The organism is Acidovorax sp. GW823-FHT05D11 (assembly GCF_058795695.1).
The window spans coordinates 2621412-2643528 of the sequence record NZ_CM179502.1 but is presented as its reverse complement, the minus strand read 5'-3'; the positions used below and the strand labels follow the sequence as shown (position 1 = coordinate 2643528).

At 67.7% G+C, this 22117-nt stretch carries 23 protein-coding genes; 12 read left to right on the top strand and 11 right to left on the bottom strand.

The annotated features are described in order from the left end of the window. The first annotated feature begins 189 nt into the window (after positions 1-189). Positions 190-477 (top strand): DUF4148 domain-containing protein, encoded by a 288-nt coding sequence (locus AC3RCE_RS12345; protein WP_218293877.1) that lies wholly within the window; start codon positions 190-192, stop codon positions 475-477. A 92-nt stretch (positions 478-569) separates the two neighbouring features. Then, positions 570-866: a DUF4148 domain-containing protein gene (locus AC3RCE_RS12340; RefSeq protein ID WP_218298038.1), complete on the top strand. Its 297-nt coding sequence runs from the start codon at positions 570-572 to the stop codon at positions 864-866. A 130-nt stretch (positions 867-996) separates the two neighbouring features. Here the strand turns inward: AC3RCE_RS12340 and AC3RCE_RS12335 are convergent, their stop codons facing one another. The 3 genes from AC3RCE_RS12335 to AC3RCE_RS12325 are packed head-to-tail and all read right to left on the bottom strand — an operon-like array spanning position 997 to position 5070. After that, on the bottom strand, positions 997-1752 hold the full coding sequence (locus AC3RCE_RS12335) for a GntR family transcriptional regulator (protein WP_218295192.1): 756 nt from the start codon (positions 1750-1752) through the stop codon (positions 997-999). A 1-nt stretch (position 1753) separates the two neighbouring features. Continuing rightward, entirely contained in the window at positions 1754-3529 is a 1776-nt protein-coding gene (locus AC3RCE_RS12330; RefSeq protein ID WP_492255287.1) for a glycerol-3-phosphate dehydrogenase/oxidase, read from the bottom strand. After that, complete coding sequence (locus tag AC3RCE_RS12325; RefSeq protein WP_492255286.1) at positions 3526-5070, bottom strand: FGGY family carbohydrate kinase; 1545 nt, start codon at positions 5068-5070, stop codon at positions 3526-3528. The genes AC3RCE_RS12330 and AC3RCE_RS12325 overlap by 4 nt, the downstream gene beginning before the upstream one ends. 181 nt (positions 5071-5251) lie before the next feature. Here AC3RCE_RS12325 and AC3RCE_RS12320 point away from each other — a divergent pair, with 181 nt between their 5' ends. The 6 genes from AC3RCE_RS12320 (at position 5252) to AC3RCE_RS12295 (ending at position 11344) form a co-directional block, all read left to right on the top strand. Further along, entirely contained in the window at positions 5252-6298 is a 1047-nt protein-coding gene (locus AC3RCE_RS12320) for a substrate-binding domain-containing protein (RefSeq protein ID WP_218295194.1), read from the top strand. Positions 6299-6309: 11 nt separating this feature from the next. Further along, positions 6310-7830 carry a sugar ABC transporter ATP-binding protein gene (locus tag AC3RCE_RS12315; RefSeq protein WP_492255379.1) on the top strand — a complete coding sequence of 507 codons (1521 nt, stop codon included), beginning with the start codon at positions 6310-6312 and terminating at the stop codon, positions 7828-7830. Continuing rightward, positions 7827-8861, top strand: a complete 1035-nt coding sequence (locus tag AC3RCE_RS12310; RefSeq protein WP_218295195.1) for an ABC transporter permease — start codon at positions 7827-7829, stop codon at positions 8859-8861. The genes AC3RCE_RS12315 and AC3RCE_RS12310 overlap by 4 nt, the downstream gene beginning before the upstream one ends. Continuing rightward, positions 8858-9865, top strand: a complete 1008-nt coding sequence (locus AC3RCE_RS12305) for an aldo/keto reductase (RefSeq protein WP_218295196.1) — start codon at positions 8858-8860, stop codon at positions 9863-9865. Before AC3RCE_RS12310 ends, AC3RCE_RS12305 begins: the two co-directional genes overlap by 4 nt. A 50-nt stretch (positions 9866-9915) precedes the next feature. Then, positions 9916-10758: a class I fructose-bisphosphate aldolase gene (locus AC3RCE_RS12300; protein WP_218295197.1), complete on the top strand. Its 843-nt coding sequence runs from the start codon at positions 9916-9918 to the stop codon at positions 10756-10758. Between the two features lie 292 nt (positions 10759-11050). Further along, a complete protein-coding gene (locus tag AC3RCE_RS12295; RefSeq protein ID WP_492255285.1) occupies positions 11051-11344 on the top strand; it encodes a DUF4148 domain-containing protein in 294 nt (97 codons plus the stop codon). 139 nt (positions 11345-11483) lie between these two features. Here the strand turns inward: AC3RCE_RS12295 and AC3RCE_RS12290 are convergent, their stop codons facing one another. Continuing rightward, the gene (locus AC3RCE_RS12290) at positions 11484-12122 is read right to left on the bottom strand and encodes a 3-oxoacid CoA-transferase subunit B (protein WP_492244832.1); all 639 of its coding nucleotides are present in this window, start codon (positions 12120-12122) and stop codon (positions 11484-11486) included. Between the two features lie 2 nt (positions 12123-12124). Then, positions 12125-12832 (bottom strand): CoA transferase subunit A, encoded by a 708-nt coding sequence (locus tag AC3RCE_RS12285; RefSeq protein WP_218295200.1) that lies wholly within the window; start codon positions 12830-12832, stop codon positions 12125-12127. Positions 12833-12909: 77 nt separating this feature from the next. Here AC3RCE_RS12285 and AC3RCE_RS12280 point away from each other — a divergent pair, with 77 nt between their 5' ends. Beyond that, positions 12910-13452: a PAS and helix-turn-helix domain-containing protein gene (locus AC3RCE_RS12280; protein WP_218295201.1), complete on the top strand. Its 543-nt coding sequence runs from the start codon at positions 12910-12912 to the stop codon at positions 13450-13452. Positions 13453-13456: 4 nt separating this feature from the next. On the opposite strand, the gene AC3RCE_RS12275 is transcribed toward AC3RCE_RS12280, so the two are convergent. The 5 genes from AC3RCE_RS12275 to AC3RCE_RS12255 all read right to left on the bottom strand — a co-directional run bounded on the left by AC3RCE_RS12275 (position 13457) and on the right by AC3RCE_RS12255 (position 19362). Continuing rightward, entirely contained in the window at positions 13457-13846 is a 390-nt protein-coding gene (locus AC3RCE_RS12275; RefSeq protein ID WP_218295202.1) for a carboxymuconolactone decarboxylase family protein, read from the bottom strand. A 119-nt stretch (positions 13847-13965) separates the two neighbouring features. After that, positions 13966-16176 carry a catalase/peroxidase HPI gene (gene katG / locus AC3RCE_RS12270; protein ID WP_492255284.1) on the bottom strand — a complete coding sequence of 737 codons (2211 nt, stop codon included), beginning with the start codon at positions 16174-16176 and terminating at the stop codon, positions 13966-13968. Between the two features lie 275 nt (positions 16177-16451). Then, positions 16452-17396, bottom strand: coding sequence for an NAD(P)-dependent oxidoreductase (locus tag AC3RCE_RS12265; protein ID WP_492255283.1), 945 nt, complete (start codon positions 17394-17396; stop codon positions 16452-16454). Then, the gene (locus AC3RCE_RS12260) at positions 17393-18079 is read right to left on the bottom strand and encodes an RraA family protein (protein ID WP_492244835.1); all 687 of its coding nucleotides are present in this window, start codon (positions 18077-18079) and stop codon (positions 17393-17395) included. The genes AC3RCE_RS12265 and AC3RCE_RS12260 overlap by 4 nt, the downstream gene beginning before the upstream one ends. 275 nt (positions 18080-18354) lie before the next feature. Further along, on the bottom strand, positions 18355-19362 hold the full coding sequence (locus AC3RCE_RS12255; protein WP_369643992.1) for a Bug family tripartite tricarboxylate transporter substrate binding protein: 1008 nt from the start codon (positions 19360-19362) through the stop codon (positions 18355-18357). Positions 19363-19495: 133 nt separating this feature from the next. On the opposite strand from AC3RCE_RS12255, the gene AC3RCE_RS12250 reads away from it, so the two are divergent. From AC3RCE_RS12250 to AC3RCE_RS12240, 3 genes are read left to right on the top strand one after another with little or no spacing between them, the layout of a single operon-like run. Continuing rightward, positions 19496-20311: an IclR family transcriptional regulator gene (locus AC3RCE_RS12250; RefSeq protein ID WP_255594671.1), complete on the top strand. Its 816-nt coding sequence runs from the start codon at positions 19496-19498 to the stop codon at positions 20309-20311. A gap of 52 nt (positions 20312-20363) precedes the next feature. Further along, positions 20364-20945, top strand: coding sequence for a peroxidase-related enzyme (locus tag AC3RCE_RS12245; protein WP_218295207.1), 582 nt, complete (start codon positions 20364-20366; stop codon positions 20943-20945). 4 nt (positions 20946-20949) lie between these two features. After that, the gene (locus AC3RCE_RS12240) at positions 20950-21660 is read left to right on the top strand and encodes a hypothetical protein (RefSeq protein WP_492255282.1); all 711 of its coding nucleotides are present in this window, start codon (positions 20950-20952) and stop codon (positions 21658-21660) included. A 24-nt stretch (positions 21661-21684) separates the two neighbouring features. On the opposite strand, the gene AC3RCE_RS12235 is transcribed toward AC3RCE_RS12240, so the two are convergent. Next, complete coding sequence (locus tag AC3RCE_RS12235; protein ID WP_492255281.1) at positions 21685-22104, bottom strand: acyl-CoA thioesterase; 420 nt, start codon at positions 22102-22104, stop codon at positions 21685-21687. Positions 22105-22117: the final 13 nt, after the last annotated feature.

Sequence of the window (22117 nt, the reverse complement as noted above, 5' to 3'; positions counted from 1 at the left end):
TCACACCCTCATTGTTTCCAATACCGGAACAGTTAGTTTGCGACCCGGTGGTTTTTCTTCGCGCCCCATCCACGTACAGTTCATCCCATCGATGAGCCGAACCCGCAAGGCGACTCACCGAACCCGGTTCAGAAATGGTTTTTGTCCCGGCTTTTTTGAGACGCTTTTTTCTTCCTGAAGGATTTCATCATGAACAAGACCGCCCGCTTCCTCTCCATCGCCGCCGTGGCTGCTTTCGCTTCTTTCGGTGCCCAGGCCGATGAAGCCGATGCCTCGCAGTTCGCCACGAAGTTCGAGACGAACCGCACGCGCGCCGAAGTGGCCGCCGAAGCCGCCACCGTGGCCCAGACCCGCTCCATCGAGCCCGCAGGTTCGCGTGTGGTGACGTATCAATCCACCGCCGACCGCGCCGCCGTGCGTGCCCAGGCCGCCGATGCCGTGCGCACCGGCCAGATCCCTTCGGGTGAGCGTGGTTGATCAGCGTTTGATTCGCTGAATCCAGGCCCTCTCCTGCTGCGTATTTCCAAGTACATCGCCCTCATTTTTTTGAATTTCACCGGAGTTTCACCATGAACAAGACCGCACGTTTCCTCTCCATCGCCGCCGTGGCCGCTTTCGCTTCTTTCGGTGCCCAGGCTGATGAAGCCGATGCTTCGCAGTTCGCCACGAAGTTCGAGACGAACCGCACGCGCGCCGAAGTGGCCGCCGAAGCCGCCACCGTGGCCCAGACCCGCTCCATCGAGCCCGCAGGCTCGCGCGTGGTGACCTACAAGTCCACGGCCGACCGCGCTGCCGTGCGTGCACAGGCTGCTGAAGCCGTGCGCACAGGCCAGATCTCGGCGGGCGAAATCGGCAACGCCATGTAATTGCCGTGCGGCGGGGCGGCCATGCCCCCCGTTCCTTCCGCGCGGTGGTTGCCATGAAGGCATGAATGACAAACGGGCTCCTGCGGGAGCCCGTTTTGCCTGGAGAGACTGCCCGCGCCTCAGGGGGTCATCATGTCGTTGTCTGCACGTGCAGGCGGCTCGACTTGCAGCGGTGCAAGGCGTTGTAGTACTCCAGGCGGCGGCCGTTGGCGCCATAGGCGATGGACTCGATGCGCAGCAGCGGCTCGGGGCTTGCCAGCTGCAGCAGTTCGCAGGTCTCGGCGTCGGGCAGCACGGCGTCGATCCAGCGCTCGGCGCGCACCAGCCGCACCCCGTACTGGCGGCGCAACACGTCGTAGAGCGAGCGGTCGTCCAGGCGCATGCGGTGCAGGCCGGGCGCCAGGTCGGCGGGCACCACGGTTTCCACCAGCAGGCGCAGCTCGCCATCCACGCTGCGCAGCCGCTTCAAGGCCACCACCTGGGTGTCGTCCGTGAGGCCCAGCGCGCTGATCTCCTGCGGCGTGGGTGCGCGCAACTGCTGACCAAGGACCTGGGTGCGCACCGAACGGCCCTTGCGCTCCATCTCGTCGGAGAAGCCGAGCACGGTGGAAACGAAATCCTCGTCGCGCTCGCGCGCCGCGACAAACGCGCCGCGGCCCTTGATCTTGTAGATCAGGTTGTTGCGCACCAGGTCGGCCAGCGCCTCGCGCACCACGATGCGCGAGATGCCGAACTGCTCGCCGAGCTCGGCCTCGGAGGGCAGCTTGGCCCCGATGGCCAGTTCGCCCTGCAGTATCTGCAGGCGCAGGGCATCGCGGAACTGCGCCCACAGGGGCGATTCGGAGTTGCGGTCGAGCAGGGGCTGGAGTTCGGTCGGTGAATTCACGTCAGGACGGGCTCAGGGCCGGGTGGATGGTCAATGATGCATGGAAAGCCGGCGCTGCATCGGTGTGATCAGGGACTGCGGGAGCCAGGCGCACGCCATGGCGTTCGCGCAGTGCGGTGGTGCAATTGTGCAGTTCCTGCCGTTCGCGCCCCGCATCCCAGCCCAGCGCCCGTGCAGCGATGCCCGCCATCTCGGCCAGCGCCGCGTCCGTGACGAGGCCACGGATGGCCAGCAGCGTGCGCCGGATCACCAGGTCGTCGAGGTGGATCACGCCGGTGTCGGTGCACAGCCAGGCCACCTCCGCCGCCGAGTAATCGGGTGCATGCTGCAGCGGCAGGTCCCCCGCCACCTTGAAATGCGGGGCCATGCCCAGGGCCTGGGAGCCGTAGCGGCGCAGCAGTGCCTGGGCGCGGCCGCGCGCCAGGCCGGAATCCTGGACGATGCGGTCGATGAAGTGTTCGGTCGCCTGCTCGCCCTGGGGCATGTTGGTGCCGCCGCCAATGGGCAGCTGCCGGGTCGAGGCGGTGCGTGCCCGCCCCAGCAGGCGCAGCACCTCGTCGGTGGCCTCCTCGGCCAGCGCGCGAAAGGTGGTCCACTTGCCCCCCACCAGGCCCACGACCGGGATATCGCGCGACGGGGACGGTGCATCGATCACCACCGAATGGTCGCGCGAGATCTGCCCCGGCTTGTCGGCATCCGAGCGCGCCAGCGGCCGCACGCCCACATAGGTGTAGACCACGTTACCGCGGCCGAAGGAGAGGTTGGGGAACACCTCGCCCAGCACCTCCAGCAGGTAGTCCACCTCGGCAGGTTCGGTGGCGATCTGGTCGGGGTCGTCCACCGGAATGTCGGTGGAGCCCACCAGCACCCGGTCCAGGAAGGGGTAGACGATGCACACGCGCCCGTCCAGCGCCTCGAAATAGGCCATGCGCCCGCCCAGCGCGTCGCGCAGCAGGGGGTGGTCGAGCACCAGGTGCGAGCCCTTGGTGCCCATCACGCGCGGGCCGGGGCCGCCCAGTAGTTCGGTGCTGCGGTCCAGCCAGGCGCCGCTGGCATTGACCACCGTGTCGGCCGTCACCTGCACCACCTCGCCCGTGACTTCGTCGCGCAGCGTGAGGGTCTTGCCCGTGCAGCCCGTCACGCGGCAGTGGTTGACGGCCGCCGAGCGGGGCTGGTCGCGGCAGGCGTCGCGCACCAGCTCCAGCACCAGCCATTCGGGGTGGCTGATCCAGGCGTCGAAGAAGGTCGCCGTCCAGCGCACGGCCGCCCGGAACAGCAGGCGGTCGGCCGGCTGCACGCGGCTGATGCGATGGTTGGGCATCACGCGCTGGCGCCGGCCCAGCAGGTCGTACAGGCGCAGCCCGGTGGCCACGGCCAGCAGGCCGCGCGTGCGCTGGGGCGGCGTGCGGCCCAGGAACTTGAGCGCGCTGCTCATCAGCCCGCCGAAGAAGCTCGACAGCGGCACCACGGTCTTGAGCGGCTGCACCAGGTGCGGCGCGTTGCGCAGCAGCAGGTTGCGCTCGCGCGTGGCCTCGGCCACCAGCGAGAAGCTGCCGCTTTCCAGGTAGCGCAGGCCGCCGTGGATCATGCGCGAGGGCGCGCTGCTGGCACCCGCACTGAAGTCGCCCTTGTCCACGATGAGGCAGTCCACGCCCTGCAGCGAGAGGTCGCGGAACACGCCCACGCCGTTGATGCCGGCGCCCACGATCACGGTCGAAAAATGGTGCCCCGACACGGCGGCCGGGCGCACGAAAGGCAATGGTGCAGGCGTGCTCATGGCAAGGCCTCCACGCGCTGCGCGGGTGTGGGGGTGGGCGCAAGCGCTGGCAGCGGCGCAGCAATGCCCGGCGATGTGCCCGCCAGATGGCCGAATACAGGGGACATGGTGGCTATCAGTTCGTTGAAGTTGGCATTGAAGTCCGCATGGGCCCGCGCCTGGCTGGCGTCGGGTTCGACCGTGTCGCAGGGCGCGCGCAAGGGGTGGGTGTCGATGCCTTGCGACATCGCCGCGTAGATCGCCGCGCCGCGCGCGCCGGTCTCGTCGTCGGCGCAGCGCTCCACCGGGTGCCCGAGCAGGCCCGCGAGCAGGCGCACCAGGCGCGTGTCGCTGGCGCCGCCACCGAGCACGGTGGAGGCCGACACCGGCAGCCCGCCGGCCGCCAGGCGCGCCGTATGGCGTGCATGCAGCGCCGCGACTGCATCGACCACGGCACGCGCCATGTCGCCGCGTGTGTGGTGGCTCTGAAGGCCGACAAAGCCGGCCGAGACGCCCGCACCGCCGTTCACGAAAGGCAGAAAGCGCAGTCCCCCGGCCCCGAACGGCACCGACATCGCCAGGTCGACCACGGCCCGCGCATCGGGCAGGCCAAGCACCCCGGCCAGCCAGGCGATATTGGCCATCGACGAGGGGCTGTTCTCCATGTACAGGCGCCGGTCGCCCGGCCCGAAATTCACGACAGCCACCACGTCGGGCCGGGGTTCCACCACCGGGCCGATGACGGCATTGACGCACCAGGTGCCCAGCACCGAGACGGCGCGGCCGCGCTCCTCGGCACGGATGGCGGTCATCGACGCCAGCAGGTCGATGGCGCCCATGGCCACCGGGATGCCCGCTGGCAGGCCGTGCGCCTCGGCCGCCGAAGTGTGCAGCGTGCCGATCACCTCGCCGCTGTCCACCAGCGGCCCGAAGGCCTTCGGTGAAAGATCGGCGACGCCCGAGGCCGCAAAGGCCAGCGGCGACCATGTGCCGGTGGCCACCGAGAGCAGGCCCGCCGTGCTGGCGTCGCTGGCGTCGGTGGCGATCTCGCCCGTGAGCAGAAAGCCCACGTAGTCCTTGGCGAACATGAGGCGTTGCAAGGCACCGCTGCGCACAGCGTCGCTGCCCAGCAACTCGGCCGCGATCACGGTGGGCTGGCCCGGCCAGGGCTGGCAGCCGACCTCGGCGCGCAGTTGCGGGCCATGGCTGCTTGCCAGGGACTCGGCCCGCGCGCCGGCGCGCTGGTCGGTCGAGGCCACGGCGCGGCCGCCGGCCAGTTCATTGCGGGCATCCAGCGCATACAGGCCCGCTCCATGCCCCGTGCAGCCGATGGCACGGACATCGGCCACGCGGTCGCCGAGCTGGTGCGCCACATCGCGCAGCACGGTGGACAGGGCCGAGCGGATCATGGATGCCCCCACTTCGCAGCCACCACCGGGCAGGCGGTCGTGCTGCAGGGGCATGCGGGACAGGGCGACGGTGCGGCCGCTCGCGGCCTCCAGGGCCAGGGCTTTGAGGCTGCTCGACCCGAGGTCGATGCCAATCAGTAGTTGGGTCTTCATGTCATAACAGCTTCCACCGAACCAGCCGGCATATCCAGTAGTGTTTCCCCTAACTATCTGGCGCTTCGATCCAAGATTACATTCTACCTGTCATAACAACTGTCGTGACACCAAGCACCCCATCACAGCCCTGGAGAAAGCAGCAATCACACGCTGCTCCGTTCAACAAGAGGAGACATCAATGAGGCGTAATTTCCTGAAGTCCGCAGCCGCCGCCGGTATCGGCCTGGCCGGCACTAGCGCGTTCGCGCAGCAACCTGCAGCAACCCCCGCCGCCGCGGGTGGCCTGCGCGGCAACCCCAGCGACGTCTACGTGATGAACGTGATGGTCTCGGGCGTGGAGTACTGGTTTCCGGTCTACGAGATGATGAAGCAGCTGGGCCGCACGCTGGGTGTCCGCACCCGCTACACCGGCACCCCCGAGTACGACGTGAACAAGCAGCTGGCCTCGTTCGAGCAGGAGCTGGCACGCAAGCCCGCCGGCATCCTGCTGCACCCCATGAACCCCGACCCGTTCATCGAGCCCATCAACCGCGCAGCAGCCATGGGCATCCCGGTCGTCACCTTCGCGGCCGACTCGCCCAACTCCAAGCGCACCTCGTTCATCACCTCGGACAATGACCGCGAAGGCGCGCAGGCCGCCGACGCGATCGCCGCATCGCTGGGCGGCAAGGGCGAGTTCGCCGTGCTGGAAAACCCCGGCCAGGACAACCACGACCGCCGCATCGCCGCCTTCATCAACCGCATGAAGACCAAGCACCCGGGCATGAAGCTGGTGGGCCGCGCCGCGAGCAACCAGGACCCGAACAAGGCCTACCAGGCCGTGCAGAGCCTGGCGCAGGCCAACCCCAACCTGGGCGCCCTGTTCATGCCCGAGGCCAACTCGGCGCTCGGTGCGGCCCAGGCCAAGGTGGAGACCAAGAAGAACATCAAGGTGATGTGCTGCGACGTGAACGCCAAGATCCTGGACATGATCAAGTCCGGCGACGTGTTCGGCGCCATCAACCCCAACCAGGGCATGCAGGGCTACATGGGCATGATGATGCTGTTCCTGGCCAAGAACCCCGGCCTCATCGACCCGATGAATGACGCCAAGCGCAACGGCACCAACCCCATGGCCGTGCCCTTCCTGGACAACGGCCTGGCCGTGGTCAGCAAGGCCAACGCCGACGACTTCTACTGGGACAAGTACCTCGCGCGCCGCGGCACCAAGGGCATCAGCGAGTGAGCACCACCACCATGGGCGCTCCCCTGCTCGCGCTGCGCGGCATCTGCAAGCGCTTCGGCGCTTCGCATGCGCTCTCGGGCGTGGACTTCTCGCTGCAGGCGGGCGAGATCCACGCCCTGTGCGGCGAGAACGGCGCGGGCAAGTCCACGCTGATGAACATCATCGATGGCATCCACCAGCCGGACGCAGGCGAGATCCTGCTGGACGGCCGCGTGGTGGCCATCGATGGTCCGGCCCAGGCCATGCGCCTGGGTATCGGCCTGGTGCACCAGGAGATCGCCCTGTGCGCCGACGCCACCGTGGCCGAGAACATCTTCATGCCCGAGATCAATGCCGGCCGGCAGGCATGGATGGACTACGCCGATCTCAACGCGCGCGCCGCCCAGGTGCTCCAGCGGCTGGGCCAGGACATCGACCCCGCCGCCTGCGTGGGGGACCTGCCCATCTGCAGCCAGCAACTGATCGAGATCGCCAAGGCGCTCACGCTCGACTGCAAGGTGCTGATCCTCGACGAGCCGACCGCCGCCCTCACCGACAACGAGTCGGCCGCCCTCTTCCGGGTGCTGCACGACCTCAAGGACCAGGGCATAGCCATCATCTACATCAGCCACCGCATGGCCGAGATCTTTGCGCACTGCACGCGCGTGACGGTGCTGCGCGATGGCCGCAACGTGCACTCGGGCCCGCTGGCCGAGCTCGATGCCGACGGCCTGGTGAGGCGCATGGTCGGGCGCGACCTGGGCAACTACTACCCGCCCAAGCAGCAGGACGCAGACCCCGGCGAGCACGTGCTCGAAGTGAGCGACCTGGCCGACGGCGAGCGCGTGCACGGCGTCTCTTTCACCGTGCGGCGCGGCGAGATCCTGGGCATTGCAGGGCTCATGGGCGCCGGCCGCAGCGAGCTGGCGCAGACCCTGTGCGGCCTGCGCCCCGCCACTGGCGGCAGCGTGCGCCTCAACGGCAAGCAGCTTGCCATCCGCAAGTACACCGACGCGCTGCGCGAAGGCATCGCCTACCTCAGCGAGGACCGCAAGGCCGCAGGCGTGTACCTGGACCTGCCGATCGCGCAGAACATCGCCTCCATGGCGCTGGCGCGCGTGAGCTCGCGCCTGGGCCTGCTGCAGCGTGCGACCGAGCACCGGCTGGCGCAGGAGCTGGGCGCGCGCCTGAAGCTCAAGTCCGACGGCGTGCAGATCGAGGTGGCGAGCCTGTCGGGCGGCAACCAGCAGAAGGTGGCCATCGCCAAACTGCTGGCCACCAACCCGTCGGTGCTGCTGATGGACGAGCCCACGCGCGGCGTGGACGTGGGCGCCAAGTCGGAGATCCACCACATGCTGCGCGACCTGGCCAGCCAGGGCGTGGGCGTGGTGGTCATCTCCTCGGAGCTGCCCGAGATCATCGGCCTGTGCGACCGGGCCCTGGTGATCCGCGACGGGCGCGTGGCGGGCGAGGTGCAAGGCAAGGACATGACGGAAGAGGCCCTGCTGCGGCTGGCCTCGGGACTGGAACGACAGCAAGAGGAAATGGCATGAATCACCCCGCACAATTGGACGCCGGCTCCGTCGCCGGCCTGCAGCCGCCGCGCGAGGCGCCTGGGGGGCCGGGCAAGCCCGGCGCCCCCAAGCTCACCAGCATGCGCGAGATGGGCCTTCTGGTCATCATCCTCGCGCTGTGCGTGGGCATGAGCTTCGCGTCGCCCTACTTCCTGACCTGGGACAACATCCGCGCCATGCTGCTGTCCTTCTCCATCGAGGGCATCGTGGTCGTGGGCATGACCATCCTGCTCATCGTGGGCGGCATCGACCTGTCGGTGGGCTCGGTGGTGTGCTTTGCGATGGTGGTCACGGGCAAGCTGTTCCTGATGGGGTTCGATCCCTGGACGGCCGGGCTCATCGCCATCGCCGCCAGCGCGCTCATCGGCGCCATGATCGGCGGCTGCGTGGTGCGCATCGGGCTCAACCACTTCATCGCCTCGCTGGCCTTCATGGTCATCGTGCGCGGCCTGTGCCTGGCGCTCACCCAGGGCACGCCCCAGTCGCTGTTCTCGCTGCCGGCCTCGTTCAAGTTCATCGGCCAGGGTACGCTGTTCGGCATCCCGGCCGTGATCCTGATCTTCCTTTTCATCGTGGTGGTCAGCGATTTCGTGCTGCGCCGCGCGAGCCTGATGCGCCGCGTGTTCTACACCGGCAGCAACGAGAAGGCGGCGCTGTACTCGGGCATCCGCGTGGGCCACGTGAAGTTCTGGGTGACGGTGCTGTGCGCCGCATCCGCCGGCCTGGCCGGGGTGATCTACACCGCGCGCTTCGGCGCGGCCACGCCCACCTTCGGCGTGGGCATGGAGCTCAACGTGATCGCCGCGGCCGTGATCGGCGGCGCCAGCCTGAAGGGCGGCTCGGGCACGGTGCTCGGTGCCGTGCTGGGCCTGGCCCTGCTCTCGGTGGTGACCAGCTCGCTGATCCTGCTGGACGTTTCGCCGTACTGGCAGGACGTGATCAAGGGCCTGATCCTGCTGGCCGCCGTGACCATCGACCACCTCATGAACACCCGAAAGACCCAACGATGAATGCCGTGATGATGAACGCAGCGATGAAGACCACCACCCTGGGCCCGTCGGGCATCCAGTGCTCGGCCATCGGCCTCGGTACCTGGGCCATGGGCGGATGGATGTGGGGCGGCCAGGACAGTGCCGCCGCCACCGACGCCATAGCCGCCTCGCTCGACGCCGGGGTGACGCTGATCGACACCGCGCCGGCCTATGGCCTGGGCGCCTCCGAAAACATCGTTGGCGCCGCCCTCAAGGGCCGCCGCCACGAGGCGGTGATCGCCACCAAGTGCGGCCTGGTGTGGCACACGCAAAAGGGCACGCACTTCTTCGACGAAGACGGCCACCCCGTGTACCGCCACCTGGGCCGCGAATCGATCTTCCACGAGGCCGAGGAGAGCTTGAAACGCCTGCAGACCGACTACATCGACCTGTACATCACCCACTGGCAGGACGCCACCACGCCGGTCGAGGAGACCATGGACGCCCTGCTCACGCTCAAGCAGCAGGGCAAGATCCGCGCCATCGGTGTGAGCAACGCGAGCCCCGAGACGCTGGCCGAGTACCTGCAGTACGGCCCCGTGGACGCGGCGCAGGAGCGCTACAGCCTGATCGACCGCGAGATCGAGCAGACGCTGCTGCCCCTGTGCAGCCGCCATAACGTGGCCATGCTGGGCTACTCCTCGCTGGCGCTGGGCCTGCTCGCCGGCCCCATCGACCCGGCGCGCGAATTCACGGGCGACGACCAGCGCGCGAGCAACCCGCGTTTCAGCGCGGCCAACCGCGCCAGGCTCAAGGCCTTCTTCGACGAACTCGAACCAGTGCGCCGGCCACTGGGCTGCTCCTTCGGTCAGCTGATGATCGCCTGGACGCTGGCCAGCGGCAATGTATCGGTGGCGCTGTGCGGTGCACGCACGCGGGCACAGGCCACCGAGAACGCCACCGCCGGCGCGCTGGACCTGCCCGAGGAGGCCGTGTTGCGCATCGACACGGCCGCCGCCCGGCACCTGAAGGCGCTGGCCTGACGAACCTCTTCCCCCTTTTTCTTACTCCCACCAACCAAGGACCTCTTCGTATGTCGAAGGACAAGACCGCACGCCTGAACCGCCTGCTGACCCACGGGCGCTGCCTGGACATCGCCCTGGACCACGGCGTGTGCAACGAACCCTCGTTCCTCAACGGGCTGGAGGACATGCCCGGCGTGATGGACAAGCTCGTGGCCGCCGCGCCCGACGCCATCCAGCTCAACTACGGCCAGGCCGACCTGCTGCAGGACCGCCCGGGCCGCAGCAAGCCGGCGCTGGTGATGCGCATCGACATGGGCAACCCCTACAACGCCACCGCCCACCGCGTGATGTGGGCCGTGCTGCAGAACGAGCACGACCCGGTGCTGCCGGCCGTGCAGCGCGATGCCGCCTGCGTGGTGGTCAACCTGTTCATGCTGCCCAATGAACCCGACCTGTTTCGCCAGTGCGTGCAGAACATCGCGCGCGTGCGCGCCGACTGCGACCGCTACGGCATGCCGCTGATGATCGAGCCGCTGGTGATGCGCCCGCACAGCGAGCAAGGCGGCTACATGGTCGATGGCGACGCCGAGAAGATCGTGACCCTGGTGCGCCTGGCGCGCGAGATGGGGGCCGACATCGTGAAGGCCGACCCCACCACCGACCCCGCCGAATTCCACCGCGTGGTGCAGGCAGCGCGCTGCCCGGTGCTGGTGCGCGGCGGCGGCCGCGAAGACCTGCAGCAGGTGTTCGCGCGCTCGCGCGTGCTGCTGGACCAGGGGGCCGTGGGCATGGTCTACGGGCGCAACGTGTACCAGCACGCCAACCCGTCGGCGGTGGTCAACGCACTGATGGCGATGATCCACCGCGGCGCGAGCGCATCCGAGGCCTGGGAGCTCTACACAGCGGCGTGAGATGAATCCCTGAAACCGGAGGGCCTGTGGTCGCCAGACGCCCACGGGCCCTTTTTTGTTGCCCCGGCGCAGGACGCGGCGTGTGCCGCCATGCGCCCGTCAACTGTTGCCAAAACTGGAACAGTTAGTTCGCGACCAGATGGTTTTTCTTTGGATACCCCAGGCGTACAGTTCAACCCATCGATGAGCCGAACCCGCAAGGCGACTCACCGAACCCGGTTTGAAGCAGTTGTCACTTTCCGCTTTGTCCCGGTTTTTCTGAGACGCTTTTTTAACTTCAAGGATTTTCATCATGAACAAGACCGCCCGCTTCCTCTCCATCGCCGCCGTGGCTGCTTTCGCTTCTTTCGGTGCCCAGGCCGACGAGGCCGATGCCTCGCAGTTCGCCACCAAGTTCGAGACGAACCGCACCCGCGCCGAAGTGGCCGCCGAAGCCGCCACCGTGGCACAGACCCGCTCCATCGAGCCCGCAGGTTCGCGCGTGGTGACCTACAAGTCCACGGCCGACCGTGCCGCCGTGCGTGCCCAGGCTGCCGAAGCCGTGCGCACCGGCCAGATCCCCGCTGGTGAAATCGGCGCGATGTAAAAGGCCACCGCCATGCGGTGCAGGCGCACCGCAGCCGCCACGCAAAAGGCCGGAGCCCCGTGAAGGGCTCCGGCCTTTTTGTCTTGCATGCCTGAAGGGTCAACCCGCCGCCGCATGCGGCGGCGCATGAAGCAACGCCTTACGGCAGCAGCGTCACGCCCGTCTTGCCCTGCAGGGCTTCGAAGGTGACGCCGGGTGCCAGTTCAATGACTTTGAGGCCTTCGGGGGTCACGTCCAGCACGGCCAGGTCGGTGATGATGCGGTCGACCACGCCCACGCCCGTCAGGGGCAGCGTGCACTGGGGCAGGATTTTGAGGTCTTCAGTGCCGTCCTTCTTCTTGGCCACATGCTCCATGAGCACGATCACGCGCTTGACGCCGGCCACCAGGTCCATGGCGCCGCCCATGCCCTTGACCATCTTGCCAGGGATCATCCAGTTGGCCAGGTCGCCCTTCTCGCTGACCTGCATGGCACCCAGGATCGACAGGTTGATCTTGCCGCCGCGGATCATGGCGAACGACTGGTCGCTGCCAAAGATCGACGAGCCCTTGATCGTGGTGACGGTCTGCTTGCCGGCATTGATGAGGTCGGGGTCCACCTTGTCGTCGGTAGGGAAAGGGCCGATGCCCAGCATGCCGTTCTCGGACTGCAGCCACACTTCCTTGTCGCCCGTGAAATTGGCCACCAGCGTGGGGATGCCGATCCCCAGGTTCACATAGAAGCCGTCTTCGAGTTCTTGCGCCGCGCGTGCGGCCATCTGGTCTTGGGTCCACGGCATGGTCAGGCTCCTGCTTTCTCGGTGATGGTGCGTTTTTCGATGCGCTTTTCAGGGTTGGCGTTGAGCACGATCCGGTGCACGTAGATGCCGGGCAGATGGACGTCATCGGGCGCGAGCTCGCCCGTTTCCACGATGCGCTCCACCTCCACGATGCAGACCTTGCCGGCCGTGGCCGCGGCGGGATTGAAGTTGCGCGCGGTGAGGTTGAAGCGCAGGTTGCCGGACTTGTCCGCCACATCCGCCTTGATGAGCGACACCTCGGGTACCAGGGAGCGCTCCATCACATAGGTTTCGCCGTCGAACTCGCGCAGCTCCTTGCCGTCCGCAACGATGGTGCCCACGCCGGTCTTGGTGAAGAAGGCCGGAATGCCCGCGCCGCCGGCGCGCAGCTTCTCGGCCAGCGTGCCCTGGGGCGTGAACTCCAGTTCCAGTTCGCCCGCGAGGTACTGGCGTTCGAACTCCTTGTTCTCGCCCACGTACGAAGAGATCATTTTCTTGATCTGGCGGGTCTCGAGCAGCTTGCCCAGGCCAAAGCCGTCGACCCCCGCATTGTTGGAGATCACGGTGAGATTCTTGGCACCCGAATCGCGCAGCGCATCGATCAACGCCTCCGGAATGCCACACAACCCGAAACCGCCCACAGCCATGAGCTGGCCGTCTGCAACCACACCCCGAAGGGCCTCGGCCGCGGAGGGGAATATCTTGTTCACCACGATCTCCTTGTGAATTTTGGATGCGCTACGATACTACGTACCCGAATAAGTAGTATCCCCTAAAGATTTGCACTATGGACGTTGATTACCGACTCGCTTTCGACATGGCTCCCGTGGGCCTGGTGCTGTCACGCAACCGCACCATGGTCGATTGCAATCGGCAGGTCTGCGAGATGTTCGGCGCCTCGCGCGAGGTGCTGATCGGCCAGTCCTTCCAGGTACTTTATCCGAGCGCCGACGAGTATGAGCGCCTGGGCGCCCACATGGAGCCCATCCTGAACGCCAAGGGCCACTACGCCGACAACCGCATCATGAAGCGCGCCAACGGCGAGGTCTTCTGGTGCCATGTGTCAGGGCGCGCGCTCAATCGCAATGCACCGCATGAATCGGGCATCTGGAGCTTCGAGGACCTGAGTTCCCAGCGCCCCGTGAAAGCGGAGCTGACAGGCCGCGAACGCGAAGTGGCGGCACGCCTGCTGGAAGGCCTGACCTCCAAGGAGATCGGCCGCACGCTGGAGATCAGCCACCGCACGGTGGAGATCTACCGCGCCCGCCTCATGCGCAAGTACAACGCGTCGACCGCAGCCGATCTCGTGCACAAGCTCCTCGCGGGCTGAAGCCTTATTTTTTCGGCCCGTCGATCACGTCGGCGGCCGTGCGGAAAGCCTCCACGGCGGTGGGCAGTCCGCAGTAGATGCTGGCATGCAGCAGCACCTCCTGGATCTCGGCCGCCGTGGCGCCGTTGTTGAGTGCACCGCGCACATGGCCCTTGAGCTCGTGCTGCTTGCCCAGCGCGGTGAGGAACGCCACGGTGATCAGGCTGCGCGTCTTCATGTCCAGCCCCGGGCGCTGCCAGACATCACCCCAGGCATTGCGGGTGATGAACTCCTGGATCGGCTGGGTGAACTCCGTGGCATTGCCAAAGGCATTGGCCACGAAGTCCTCGCCCATGACCTGCTTGCGCGTGGCCAGGCCTTTGTCGAAATCCTTGGAGGATGGGGGTTGCGTCATGCGGGCTCTCCGGTTCGGTTTGGGGCCGCCATGGTAGCCGCCCTGCCCGCCCGAAAAGCACAACGCCACCAGCCCCGCCCCAAGGAGGCCAGGCCGGTGGCGTCGTCAGTCCGGGGGGCTCAGGCCTGTGCTGGGTGTGCCGTGGGCGCGAGATCAAAGCGGTCCAGGTTCATGACCTTGGTCCATGCCTTCACGAAGTCCTGCACGAACACCGCCTGCGCATCGCTGCTGCCATACACCTCGGCCAGCGCGCGCAGCTGCGAGTTGGAGCCGAACACGAGGTCGGCCACCGTGCCCGTCCACTTCGGAGCGCCACTCGCACGGTCCACGCCCTCCAGCACGCCGGCCTCGGAGGCCGATTTCTGCCACCGGGTGCGCATGTCCAGCAGGTTCACGAAGAAATCGTTCGTGAGCACACCGGGACGCTGCGTGAACACGCCGTGCCCGCCGTGCCCTGCATTGGCGCCCAGGGCGCGCAGGCCGCCCACCAGCACGGTCATCTCGGGGCCGGTCAGCGTGAGCTGGTTGGCGCGGTCGATCAGCAGCTCGGCCACCGCGCCTTCGAGGCCGGGGCGCACATAGTTGCGAAAGCCATCGGCCAGCGGCTCCATGACCTCGAACGAAGGCACATCGGTCTGCTCCTGTGAGGCGTCCATGCGGCCTGGCGCGAAAGGCACGCCCACTTCCTGGCCTGCGCTGCGGGCGGCCGACTCGATGGCCGCAGCACCGCCCAGCACGATCAGGTCGGCCAGCGAGACCTTCTTGCCGCCGCTCTGCGCGGCATTGAAGTCCTGCTGGATGGCTTCGAGCTTGCCCAGCACCTTGGCCAGTTGCGCAGGCTGGTTCACTTCCCAGTCCTTCTGCGGTGCCAGGCGCACACGGGCACCGTTGGCGCCGCCGCGCTTGTCGCCCCCGCGGTAGGTGGAGGCCGAGGCCCAGGCCATGGACACCAGTTCGGGCACCGACAGGCCGGACGCCAGGATCTTGGCCTTGAGCACCGTCACGTCCTGGTCGTCCACCAGGGCATGGTCCACCTCGGGAATCGGGTCCTGCCAGATCAGCACTTCGGCCGGTACCTCAGGGCCCAGGTAGCGCACGCGGGGGCCCATGTCACGGTGCGTGAGCTTGAACCAGGCGCGCGCAAACGCGTCGGCGAACTGCTCGGGGTGCGCGAGGAAGCGGCGCGAGATCTTCTCGTAGGCCGGATCGAAGCGCAGCGACAGGTCGGTGGTGAGCATGGTGGGCACGCGCTTCTTCGAGGGATCGTGCGCATCGGGAATCGTCGCCTCGGCGCCCTTGGCCGTCCACTGGTGCGCACCAGCCGGGCTCTTGGTCAGTTCCCACTCGAAGCCGAACAGGTTCTCGAAGAAGTTGTTGCTCCATTGGGTGGGCGTGGTGGTCCAGGTGACCTCCAGGCCGCTGGTGATGGCGTCGCCGCCAAAGCCGCTGCCGTGCTTGCTGATCCAGCCGAAGCCCTGGTCCTCGATGCCGCCGCCTTCGGGCTCCTTGCCCACCAGGGCCGCGTCGCCCGCGCCGTGGGTCTTGCCGAAGGTGTGGCCGCCGGCGATCAGCGCCACGGTCTCTTCATCGTCCATGGCCATGCGGGCAAAGGTGTCGCGGATGTCGCGCGCCGCCGCGATCGGGTCGGGGTTACCGTTGGGACCCTCGGGGTTCACATAGATCAGGCCCATCTGCACGGCGGCCAGGGGCTTGGCCAGGTCGCGCTCGCCGCTGTAGCGCTTGTCGCCGCCCAACCAGGTGGTCTCTGCGCCCCAGTAGACATTTTCATCGGGTTCCCACACGTCGGGGCGCCCACCGCCGAAACCGAAGGTCTTGAAGCCCATGGACTCGAGCGCCACATTGCCGGTGAGGATCATCAGGTCGGCCCAGGAGATCTTGCGGCCATACTTCTGCTTGATGGGCCACAGGAGCCGCCGCGCCTTGTCCAGGTTGGCGTTGTCGGGCCAGCTGTTGAGCGGCGCAAAACGCTGCTGCCCGGCCCCCGCGCCACCGCGGCCGTCGGCCAGGCGGTAGGTGCCGGCGCTGTGCCAGGCCATGCGGATGAACAGCGGGCCATAGTGGCCGAAGTCGGCCGGCCACCAGTCCTGCGAGTCGGTCATCAGCGCGTGCAGGTCGGCCTTCACGGCCGCGAGGTCCAGGCTCTTGAATTCCTCGGCGTAGTTGAAGCCGTCGCCCATGGGGTCGACGAGCGGAGAGCTCTGGTTGAGCGGGCGCAGGTTGAGCTGGTTGGGCCACCAGTCCGCGTTGCCACGGCCCTTGGGCGCGGCGGCCTTACCGTGGTCGAAAGGGCATTGGGCTTCTGTCGTCATGGGTCTCTCCTTGTGTAAGCGGTTCAGGCACTTGGCGAGACCAATGGTAGGAAGCAATCCATGACACGTAAATTGAATCGATTGAATTCGATTGATAGTCAATATTTATCAAACCACAAAGGCCGGTAGCTTCACGGGCTTGGATGGATAGTCGCCAGCCTGCGCAAGGCACGCTGCAGGCGCTATCAATAGCGTAGCTTCCAGCGCCTTGCAGGTAAGCGCTAGAGGCCATTTTTGCTTGAAAATTGTGCTCACGAGCATGTCCCCCGCCCTGGCTACGCGGCTGGGGCGGCTGCCGCCTCACGGGCCAGCACGGCGAGCAGGTTCTGGGCCGCGCCCACGCCCATGTTCACGTAGGCGTCGCTCGTCACGCCGCCGATGTGCGGGCTGAGGATGAAATTCTTCTCGCCCTGGAACGGGTGGCCGGCCACCATGGGCTCCACTGCAAAACTGTCCAGGCCCGCCGCCATCACCTGGCCCGAGCGCACGGCCGCCAGCAGCGCGGCTTCGTCGATGAGGCCGCCGCGGGCGGTGTTCACCACGATGACGCCGCGCTTGCACTGTGAGAGCGTGGCGGCGTTCAGCATGCCGCGGTTCTCGTCGGTCAGCGGGCAGTGCAGGGACACGGCATCGGCCTCGCGCCAGATCGTTTCGAGCGGAACGCTCTGCACGTAGCCGGGCAGGTTCTTGGCGAACGGGTCGAAACCGATCACGCGCATGCCCAGGGCGTCGGCCATCTTGGCAAAGCGCAGGCCAATGGCGCCCAGGCCCACCAGGCCCACCGTGCGGCCGTAGAGCTCCAGGCTCTTGTGCGTGGCCTTGTCCCAGTGACCGGCGTGCATGCGTGCATCCAGCTGCACCACCGACTTGGCACAGGCCAGCAGCAGCGCAAGCGCCTGCTCGGCCACGGCCGCGGCATTGGCGCCCACGGCAGCCACCACCTCGATGCCGCGCGCCTGGGCCGCCACCTTGTCGATGGTGTCGGTGCCGCTGCCGTGTTTGGAGATCACCTTGAGCGAAGGCGCCGCGTCCATCACGGCCGGGCCCACCTTGCCGTAGCGCACGATGATGGCCACGGGGTCGTGTTGCTTGGCCAGGGCGACCATGTCGTCTTCGGTCGGCGTCTTGCCAGCGTAGATGACTTCGTAGCCGGTGAGCAGGCCGAGCGCCTGCTGCGCCAGGTCGGCGCCCGTGACGATGATGGTGGGGTTGGTGCTCACAGCGACTCCCCTTCCTGGAGGACACCTGCCGCACGCAGCGCGGCGGGCAGCCACTTGGAGGCCGTGTCGCCCCGGGCGATGGCGTCGATGCGGGCGGCCTCGTCGGCCACCTTCTTGTCGGCCAGGGCCATCATGCCGGGGGCCTTGGCGCGCTCGATCACGACCACGCCGTCGGCATCGCCCACCACCAGGTCGCCGGGGTTCACCGTGGCGCCGCCGGCGGAGATGGGGTGGTTGATGCGGCCGGGCACGTACTTGGTGGGCCCGGCGGGGTTGAAGCCCGCGCTGAACACGGGGAAGTCCAGTTCCAGGATCTCGAGCTTGTCGCGGATGGCCGCGTCCACGATCACGCCGGCCAGGCCGCGCTTCTTGCAGGCGCTGAGCATCAGCGTGCCCATGAGGGCGGCGGTCAGGTCGCCCTTGCCGTCGATCACCAGCACGTCGCCCGGCTGGGCCAGCGCGATGGCGGCGTGGATCATGAGGTTGTCGCCGGGGCGCACTTCCACGGTGAAGGCCGGGCCGGCCACCTTCATGCCCTGGTGCACCGGGGCCACGCGGCCATGCATCGTGCCGCGGCGGCCCGCCACGTCGGCCAGGATGGCGGCCTGGAAGGTCGCGGCTTTGTGCACGACCTCGGCGCTCACGCGGTCGATGTCACGAATGATGTCGGGGGGTTGGCTCATGGTGAATTCCTTGTAGAGAGCACGAAAAACGGTGGGGCCTGCGCGGCTGCGGCGGTGGCACGGTGTCAGCTGCGCAATGCCCATGCCGCAGCGCGACCGCGGACGTGGAGCGGCTGCAGGCAATGCGGTTGGAAAAAGATGGACGGGCGACGTGTGGGGCCCGGGCGTGGGGCGCGCTTGGCATTTCAACGGATCGCTGGGCGGGGAGCCGCAGGCAGTGCGGTACACGGCAAGGCTCCCCAAGGAGACGGGCCTGTTGAAGGCAATGCCCTAAATCAGTCCAGGCTGGCGCCCGAGTCCTTGACGATCTTGCCCCAGCGCGGAACCTCGGTGCGCAGCAGCTGGCCGAACTGATCGGCCGGGCCGCCCAGCACGTCGCCACCTTCGGAGCGCAGCTTGTCGGCCACCTCGGCATGCTGCAGCGCCTGGTTGATGGCCTTGTTCAGCTGCGCCACGATGGGTGCGGGCGTGCCGGCGGGCGCCAGAATCCCGAACCAGGTCACGGCCTCGAAGCCCTTGTAGCCGGACTCGGCCAGCGTGGGCACGTCCGGCAATTGCGACGAACGCTTGGCCGACGTGATGGCCAACACCTTGAGCTTGCCGTTGCGCACCTGGCCCAGCAGCGTGGGCACGGAGGACATGTACAGATCGATCTGCCCGCCCACCAGGTCGGTCATGGCCTGGGCCGCGCCCTTGTAGGGGATGTGGCGCAGCTTGATGCCCGCCGCGTTCTCGGCCAGCTCGCCGGCCAGGTGGGCCACCGTGCCGTTGCCCGAGTAGCCCAGCGTGAGTGCATCGGGCTTGCCCTTGGATGCAGCCACCACATCGGCAAAGGTCTTGTAGGGCGAATTGGCCGGCGCGGCGATCACGATGGGCGACGACGACACCAGCGCCACGGGCACCAGGTCCTTGATGGGGTCGTAGGGCAGCTTGGGGTACAGCGTGGGGTTGATCGCCAAGTTGCTGGTCTGGCCCATGACCAGGGTGTAGCCGTCAGGGGCCGACTTGGCCGCGGCGTCCACGCCCAGGTTGCCGCCCGCGCCGGGGCGGTTGTCCACGATCACATTCCACTTGTTCTGGTCCGTGAGCTTTTGCGCCACGGTGCGCGCGATCATGTCGGTGCCGCCGCCGGGCGGGAACGGCACGATCAGGCGGATGGGCTTGTTCGGGTAAGCGGCCTGCGCCAGGGCTGCGCCTGCGGGTGCGGCCAGGGCGGCAAGGCCCAGCACCGCATGGCACAGGTGCGCGCCGACGGCACGCGAAAGCGATGAAAAAGCTGGCATGGATTTGTCTCCGTTTATGGTGGTGCTTCACGCCGGTCCGCAGAACCTGCGAGGGCCCGGCGCCGTGGCCGCGACTTTACGCAGACGTTTCAACCCATACAATGCAGTTGCATACAGTGAAACGAATGGCACCATGAGCAACAGCCCCCGCCAGCCCGCACACCCTCCGCTGCCCCGCGCGCCCCAGCCTGCCGCACCGGCCTCCGCAGGCGAGGCCGAGCCCTCCGGGGGCGTCATCGCCGTCACCCGGGCCCTGCAGGTGCTGGAGGCTTTTGCCCTGGGCGAATCGAGCCTGCCGCTGGCCGAGCTGAGCCGCCGCTGCGGCCTGCACAAGACCACGGTGCTGCGCCTGGCGCGCACGCTGGCGCAGTCCGGCTTCATGGTGCAGCGCGAAGACGGCGACTGGCGCCTGGGGCCTGCCGCGGGCTGGCTGGGCGCGCGCTACCAGGCGGGCTTTGACGTGCAGAACGTGCTGGAGCCCGCGCTGCGCGAGCTGACCCACGCCACGGGCGAAAGCGCGGCCTTCTATGTGCGCGAGGGGAACGTGCGGACCTGCCTGGTGCGCGTGGAGGGCCCCCAGGCGCTGCGCCACCACGCCCGCATGGGCGAAGGCCTGCCGCTCGACAAGGGCTCGCCGGGCCGCGTGATCCTGGCGTTCTCGGGCGAGCCGGGCAAGGCGTACGAAGACATCCGCAGGAAGGGCTACCACTGGTCCATCGGCGAACGCGAGCAAGGCGTGGCCACGGTGTCGGCGCCGGTGTTCGGCATGCACTGGCGCCTGATGGGCTCGGTTTGCATCTCCGGCCCCGCATCGCGCCTGCCGGCCGAAAAGCTCGAAGCCCTGGCCCAGACGGTGATCGGCGCCGCGACGCAGCTGTCGTATGCGCTGGCGGGCAACACGGCAGCGCCCGCGCAAAGCCCCGTGCGCGCCACGCAGTGGCATCCCTGAATCCCGGATACTGATGCCTGCCACCTACTGAAAAATCGACAAGGAGACCCCTGTGACCCGCTACCCTGTGCCCTCGCTCGACAGCCTGCCCGAAGACATCCGCGTCCGCATCCTCGAAGTGCAGGAGAAGGCTGGCTTCATCCCCAACGTGTTCCTGGCGTTTGCCCGGCGCCCGGCCGAGTGGCGCGCGTTTTTTGCGTACCACGATGCGCTCATGCTCAAGGAAGAAGGCAGCCTCACCAAGGGCGAGCGCGAGATGATCGTCACCACCACCAGCGCCGCCAACCAGTGCCTGTACTGCGTGGTGGCGCATGGCGCCATCCTGCGCATCTACGAAAAGAAGCCTTTCCTGGCCGACCAGGTGGCGGTCAACCACCGCAAGGCCGACATCACGCCGCGCCAGCGCGCCATGCTCGACTTCGCAATGAAGGTCTGCGAACGCTCGCACGAGATCGAGGATGCCGACTTCGCCGCGCTGCACGCCCACGGCTTCGACGACGAGGACATCTGGGACATCGCGGCCATCACCGCGTTCTTCGGCCTGTCCAACCGCATGGCCAGCTTCGCGGGCATGCTGCCCAATCCCGAGTTCTACCTGATGGGCCGCGTGCCCAAGGCCAAGCCGGCCGCCTGACGCCATGCGCGCCGCGCCCGGAGCCTTGCTGCTGGCGCTCGCCTTCACGGCGGGTGCGGCGCGGTGCGCCGGGTTCGGGCCTCCCGCCGGAACGCTGGCCGTGCACCCACTGCCCTTGGCCGTGCCCCCCGGCGCGCTGTCGCCGCTGCTGTCGTCCACGCTCTACCGCAGCGGGGACGCGGCACCGGCCTACTACCTGGGCGCGGGCGTGGGCATACCACGGCTGCAGATCGCGGACTCCCCCGGCGCCACGGCATGGAAGGTGGTGCCTGACACGGACTGCGCCCACCTGGAACCGGTGCCCGTCGCAGCGCTGCAGGCACCGGCCGTGCAGCCCGTCATGGTGCGGCAGAACCCGCTGCCCATGGACCGCGCGGCCGTATTCGAGGGCAGTTGCACCAGCCGCGACGGCCAGCTGCGCATCGCCACCGCGTTCCAGGGCACGCACCGCAAGGCCCGCGTGGGCGGCGGCTTCTTCGGCACCGAAGGCCGCATCGACAGCACTTTCTATACGGGCGTGCGCACCCTGGCCATCGAACACCGGCCAACGGGCCGGATGTTGCGCATGCAGGAAAGCCTGTCCGACACCAATGGCTACAGCGCACCACAGACCGCGGTCCGCTACCTGCCCGAGTTGCGGCGGGTGCTGCTGCTGGGCGCAGCGCAGGAGCGCGGCGTGCCGCTGGCCCACTGCATCGCGCTGCCGGCCGATTGAGCCCGCGGGCCGTCCGCCACCGCCTCAGCTGACCATCGCCCGCATCCAGTCAGGCAGTTCCGTGGCCTTCTGCTGCGGAAAATCCACCCAGATCGTCGTGGCGCCGCCCGCGGCGCAGACCACGCCCGGCTGGTCCGCCCGCTCCATCGTGCCCCAGGTCTCGAACGTGGTGCGGCCCGGATCGCTCACATAGAGCTTGAGCAGCACGTCGGCCGGGTATTCGAGCTGGCGGTAGAAGTTGCAGAAGGCGTTGACGATCACCGGGCCCTGCCCGCGCGGGTCGGGGTTGCAGCCCACGGACACCATCCAGTCGATGCGCGCCGTTTCCAGGTAGCGGAAATACACGGTGTTGTTCACATGGCCCATGGCGTCCATGTCGCCCCAGCGCACGGGAAAGCGCATTTCATGGACGAGTTTCTTGACCTCAGGGATTTCGATCTTCATCGTTGACTCAGTT

Excerpts from the sequence above, each read along its gene's own strand:
- AC3RCE_RS12340 (WP_218298038.1), top strand. The coding sequence starts at position 570 with ATGAACAAGACCGCACGTTTCCTCTCCATCGCCGCCGTGGCCGCTTTC.
- AC3RCE_RS12280 (WP_218295201.1), top strand. The coding sequence starts at position 12,910 with ATGGACGTTGATTACCGACTCGCTTTCGACATGGCTCCCGTGGGCCTG.
- AC3RCE_RS12300 (WP_218295197.1), top strand. The coding sequence starts at position 9,916 with ATGTCGAAGGACAAGACCGCACGCCTGAACCGCCTGCTGACCCACGGG.
- AC3RCE_RS12310 (WP_218295195.1), top strand. The coding sequence starts at position 7,827 with ATGAATCACCCCGCACAATTGGACGCCGGCTCCGTCGCCGGCCTGCAG.
- AC3RCE_RS12345 (WP_218293877.1), top strand. The coding sequence starts at position 190 with ATGAACAAGACCGCCCGCTTCCTCTCCATCGCCGCCGTGGCTGCTTTC.
- AC3RCE_RS12295 (WP_492255285.1), top strand. The coding sequence starts at position 11,051 with ATGAACAAGACCGCCCGCTTCCTCTCCATCGCCGCCGTGGCTGCTTTC.
- AC3RCE_RS12330 (WP_492255287.1), bottom strand. The coding sequence starts at position 3,529 with ATGAGCACGCCTGCACCATTGCCTTTCGTGCGCCCGGCCGCCGTGTCG.
- AC3RCE_RS12325 (WP_492255286.1), bottom strand. The coding sequence starts at position 5,070 with ATGAAGACCCAACTACTGATTGGCATCGACCTCGGGTCGAGCAGCCTC.
- AC3RCE_RS12320 (WP_218295194.1), top strand. The coding sequence starts at position 5,252 with ATGAGGCGTAATTTCCTGAAGTCCGCAGCCGCCGCCGGTATCGGCCTG.
- AC3RCE_RS12315 (WP_492255379.1), top strand. The coding sequence starts at position 6,310 with ATGGGCGCTCCCCTGCTCGCGCTGCGCGGCATCTGCAAGCGCTTCGGC.
- katG (WP_492255284.1), bottom strand. The coding sequence starts at position 16,176 with ATGACGACAGAAGCCCAATGCCCTTTCGACCACGGTAAGGCCGCCGCG.
- AC3RCE_RS12235 (WP_492255281.1), bottom strand. The coding sequence starts at position 22,104 with ATGAAGATCGAAATCCCTGAGGTCAAGAAACTCGTCCATGAAATGCGC.
- AC3RCE_RS12260 (WP_492244835.1), bottom strand. The coding sequence starts at position 18,079 with ATGAGCCAACCCCCCGACATCATTCGTGACATCGACCGCGTGAGCGCC.
- AC3RCE_RS12250 (WP_255594671.1), top strand. The coding sequence starts at position 19,496 with ATGAGCAACAGCCCCCGCCAGCCCGCACACCCTCCGCTGCCCCGCGCG.
- AC3RCE_RS12255 (WP_369643992.1), bottom strand. The coding sequence starts at position 19,362 with ATGCCAGCTTTTTCATCGCTTTCGCGTGCCGTCGGCGCGCACCTGTGC.
- AC3RCE_RS12290 (WP_492244832.1), bottom strand. The coding sequence starts at position 12,122 with ATGCCGTGGACCCAAGACCAGATGGCCGCACGCGCGGCGCAAGAACTC.
- AC3RCE_RS12240 (WP_492255282.1), top strand. The coding sequence starts at position 20,950 with ATGCGCGCCGCGCCCGGAGCCTTGCTGCTGGCGCTCGCCTTCACGGCG.
- AC3RCE_RS12275 (WP_218295202.1), bottom strand. The coding sequence starts at position 13,846 with ATGACGCAACCCCCATCCTCCAAGGATTTCGACAAAGGCCTGGCCACG.
- AC3RCE_RS12305 (WP_218295196.1), top strand. The coding sequence starts at position 8,858 with ATGAATGCCGTGATGATGAACGCAGCGATGAAGACCACCACCCTGGGC.